The sequence below is a fragment of the Bradyrhizobium sp. genome (genome assembly GCF_049512235.1).
Classification (GTDB): domain Bacteria; phylum Pseudomonadota; class Alphaproteobacteria; order Rhizobiales; family Xanthobacteraceae; genus Bradyrhizobium.
The window spans coordinates 1-4,279 of sequence record NZ_JBEKXH010000524.1; the positions used below are offsets into that span (position 1 = coordinate 1).

The 4,279-nt window shown below is 63.9% G+C and carries 3 protein-coding genes; 1 reads left to right on the plus strand and 2 read right to left on the minus strand.

Annotated features, from left to right (window positions below):
* Positions 1 to 436 precede the first annotated feature (436 nt).
* Positions 437 to 820: a hypothetical protein gene (locus tag ABSG20_RS30935; protein WP_423868253.1), complete on the plus strand. Its 384-nt coding sequence runs from the start codon at positions 437 to 439 to the stop codon at positions 818 to 820.
* An 87-nt stretch (positions 821 to 907) separates the two neighbouring features.
* Here the strand turns inward: ABSG20_RS30935 and ABSG20_RS30940 are convergent, their stop codons facing one another.
* Complete coding sequence (locus ABSG20_RS30940; protein ID WP_423868251.1) at positions 908 to 2,038, minus strand: 2OG-Fe(II) oxygenase; 1,131 nt, start codon at positions 2,036 to 2,038, stop codon at positions 908 to 910.
* A 140-nt stretch (positions 2,039 to 2,178) separates the two neighbouring features.
* On the minus strand, positions 2,179 to 4,279 hold a 2,101-nt coding region (locus ABSG20_RS30945), incomplete at its 5' end, for an HAD-IIIC family phosphatase (protein ID WP_423868252.1).

Below are 4,279 nucleotides of genomic sequence, written 5' to 3' on the forward strand. Positions count from 1 at the left end.
ACCAGGCGTATCCCTTGTTCCCCGGGGATAGCCGGCCAGCGCTCTTGGGCCTTTGCTTTTTCCGGTAATGGCATAGCGGTGGCGGCCAAGGCGGCTGCGATCATCACAGCCAATGCGTTTCTCATGTGCAGACCTCGCAATAACGGATTCACCCGCCCACAGTATCTATCCTAAATGCGGGCGCCGCGCTCGACACAAATCTCCGGCCGTCCCGCCCCTTCGAAGGAAAATCGTGATCTGCGCGGCGCAGCCGGTTCCCGCATTTTTTTGCGGGCTGCGGAACAAATCCGGCCCGATCTGAATTGGATCGCCGGCGGACCGGACGTCGCATTGAAATATGTCGGCGGCAGTGCGAGGTCCCGTCGCAGGTGCCGATGGGCCTGTGCGGAGAAGCGCGGGCCGCCCCGTCGATCAAACTGGAGGCATTCTCGTGAGAATGACATCTCGCATCATGACATCGTGCGCCGTGGCTGTGCTGGCTGCCCTAGGCTCTGGCGCGGCATCGGCGCAATCCGTCAACCTGAGCGGCAGGTTCATCTGCGTTGTAGATTGCCGGGCGGGTCTGGTGGGCAATCCAGCCTTCATCACCCAGAACGGCGATGAAATCAATCTTGTCAACGAAGCGGGACAGCCGGCGCGCGCTTGGCCTGACTGGACCGCGCCGGCGAGCCGGATCTGGGTCGATGCCTGGGAGCAGGGCGCGGTCTATTCGCCCGACGGCATGACGCTGCAGTTCGATGACGGCACAATATGGCAGCGCGATCTCGGACCGCCGCCGCCTCCCCCGCTCCAGCTGCTGCCGAGGCGAACGCGGGGGTAGGTCATTTACTGCTGGCGGGAGCACGATCGCCCGCGCCCTCGCCTCGTGGTTCGAGACGCCGCGCCATCCACCGCTGTCGTCGCCCGCCTACGCCACGGCGGTTTGGTCCTGAGGCCTGACCGACTCGGCAAACAGCCGGTCCTGCAATCCTGTATAGGGTGTCTCGCCGACGTGCAGGCGCGCGTTATTGGCTTCGCGTTTCCTGACGTCTTCCTCGCCATAGAGGAAGGCGAGAAAAGCGTAGCGTTTGCCTTTGGTCACCGGCGTCACCTGATGCAGCGCGCCGCAGGAAAACACCAGCGCGCCGCCTTCCGGCGGCCGGTAGGTCTTGCGGCCGAATTCCGGAAACGAGAGATCACAACCCTCGAACTTGCTGTTGAGATTGATCGAGAGCGCAAAGCGCCGATGCTGCGCGCCGGCATTGACATTGTCGCGATGGCGGTGGAAGTGGCCGCCGACCGCGCTGTCATAGCAGGCGATGACATAGCGGTCCATCCGCGTCGCCTGGAACTGAAAATAGCGCTCGATCTCCGGAATCACCCGACGGACGATCTGGCCGCGGACGAGGTCGCGGATCTCGGGCGCCGCCACCGGCACATCGCTGCGGCGCTTCAGCCGGTGATCGGAAAGGGTCGCGGTCTTACCGGAAATGTCGAATTGAAAGCCCGAGTCCACCCCGCCCTGCGCCTCGTAGAACTGCACCAGGAAATCGCACAGCTCAAAACTGAAGACGCGCGGCACCATCAGCGCCGGCGCGAACATCGGGACGCCAGCGGATTCGTCGACCGACGGCAGGCTGCGCAGAACGGTCCGGACGCTGTCGGCATGGCCCTGCGGATGGTCCCAGCCAATATCGGCTATGGTCCGCAGCATGGGATCGAGCACGACCGTGCGCGGCATCTCCTGCGCGCCGAACGAGGCGCTGACGGCGCCATCATAGTCGGCAAGGAAGAACAGCTTGTTGCTGCTTACAGCGGCGAGGCTGGCAGCAACCTCATCATCGGGCGGCGCGGTGAAAACACAGCCGATGATGATGTGGTCTTCATTGAAGGAGGCACTGTCACGCATCAGCCCGGCGAGCTCGGCCATCGCCTTCGGATTTTCAGGCGAGCCCAAAAAGCTCAACACGACCCAGCGGCCTGCGCTGACGTGCAGATCGAACGCGCCACCATTCACCTGCGGCGCGCTGAACCACGGTACCGGATCCCCTAGAACCATATGATGTCCGCTTGTTAGATGGAAAATCAGGCGTCACCCGTCCAGGGCCGCCGTCCAAAAACTATTGCAATTATGGTTAACGTTTTCCTAATCGCGGCCGGCGCGACGTCGCCTGCAGGCAAATCAATCCGGGCTCGGGCTCAGCCCGCAGCCGGTTTTGCCCATTCCCAAACCCCGCCCCCATTTTCCGCAAAGCCGTTGTCACGGTAGATGTTGCGGGCCGGAACATTGCGCGCCGTCGGGATGATTTTTCCGCGCAGCGCGGGCGGCCGATCCTTCATCTCGTCTTGAATATGGCGCAGGAAGGTATGCTCGATGCCCATTCCCAGCGCCCGGCAACTGATCGCGAAGCCTGCGATCTCACAATCTTCGATGACGGCGGCGCCCACCATGCCGTGATCGCCGAGGCGATCCGACACGTCGACTACAAAAATGCGGGCCGCGGGGTTCTTCACCAGCGCCGCCAATTCGCTCGCCGAGAATTTTCGTCCCGTGGTATTGAACTGGGTGGTGCGGCGGAACAGTTCTTCGACCCGCTGCAGTTTTGTCGAGTCCGGCGTCAGGCATTCGATCCGGCACTGGATGCGCAGCTGTTCGATATATTGCGCTTCACCCAGCGTTTCAGCGCGCAGCTGCTGCCGCGCGATCTGCGCTTTCACCAGCACACTGCGCGACGCCGCCTCGGCGGTAATGACCGGTATCTGCAGGCGCGGATCGTTGAGCAGGCGCCGGCGCAGGCTGAAGGGGTCCTCGCCCCAGACCTCGACCTCGGGCAAGCGCCGCCGGACGCGGTCGCGTTCGACCGGGTTGTCATCGATGAACAGGAAGGTGTCGAGCGCGAAGCCAAGTTCGTCGGCGATCGATCGGATATTGCCGACCTTGTCGTCCCAGTTGATGCGCCACGTGACAAAATCATCCGGCGTGAGCAGTCGCGCGGCGGGATAGTGATCGGCGTATTTCCAGAGTTCGCGGACGCTGGCTTCATCGTTCTTGCTGACGCAGGCCAGCACGATGCCGCGCCGCTTCAGACAAAGCAGCGCTTCGTGCAGGCCGAAATAAAGCCCGATGAAGGAAAAGCCGCCGCTGATCTCCGGGGTCCAGGCAAACGGGCTGCCGGTTTCCGCCAGCACGCCCGGCCACAAGGTGCCGTCAAGGTCGAGAATAACGCACTTCTTGCGCCCGATCCCCAGCACGGTGACCAGCGCATCGATATGCCTCGCAGCAACGACCGCCTCGCGGCCATAGGGGTCGCCGCCAAGGGCGTGAGCCAGCGGCGCCGTATCCGGGAAGATGCCGTGGACGGCGGCTTTTTCGCTTTCCGGCCGCTGCAGCAGCCATCCTGGTGAGCCGAAATGCGTGAATCCGACCTGGCCATCGTCGAGCAGCCGTTCGGCGCCGGCCGCAGCCAGCGCGGCCGCGACATCGATAACGTAAACATCGGGGAAGGCGTTGGCGAGCTCGGCGAGCGCCACATTGGTCAGCCGGAACCGGGTGCGGTGCCCCTTGACGCCGCGCTCGGCGAGGCCGAGCGGCTGCACCGTCGGTTCGGGCAGATTGTCGATCAGGATCGGTGCCGATGTCAGCGCGCGCAGTTCGGTCAGCATCTGCGTGGCATAGGCGATGTAGGCCGCGTGCGGGTTCAGGCCATCGACGTCCTCGGCGACCAGATGCCGGGCCTGCAACGCCCCGATCAAGACGCAATCGTGCTTGCGCTCGGCCGCAAACCGCGTGTCGTCGGGAAAGGTCGCCGCGACATGCAGGTCGATGCCGCGCCGCGCCGCTTCCCGGCGCAGGAAATCGGCTTCCATCTGGATATCGCAATCGCCGAACAGAACGACCTCGACGCGTTGGCCGCTGGCGGCGAAATCGGTGAGGCCGTAAGAAGCGCCGACCGACCAGTAGGCGGCCGCACCCTCCTTCAGATCGCGCCGATAGCGTTCGAGCAGTTCGGCAGGGTCGCGGCCATGCTTTTCGGCGAGTTCGGCGCCGATCGCCGCCAGCTCCTGCTCCGGCGTCATATCGGTCAGAATTCCGCGCGACCGCAGCTCCGTGACCGTGCGCTCGATGACATCGCGCAGATCAGCCGGCGCGTCGCCATGGTTCGGAAACAGCGCGGTCATGGCGCCGCAATCCTCGGGCATGCGGCGCGGCTCGGCGAAGTAGTCCACCAGCGCGCTGATGTCGCGATCACAGGGCAATCGCATATGGCTGATCGCATGCACGATCAGGGTGCGGTCCTTA

Excerpts from the sequence above, each read along its gene's own strand:
- ABSG20_RS30935 (WP_423868253.1), top strand. The coding sequence starts at position 437 with ATGACATCTCGCATCATGACATCGTGCGCCGTGGCTGTGCTGGCTGCC.
- ABSG20_RS30940 (WP_423868251.1), bottom strand. The coding sequence starts at position 2,038 with ATGGTTCTAGGGGATCCGGTACCGTGGTTCAGCGCGCCGCAGGTGAAT.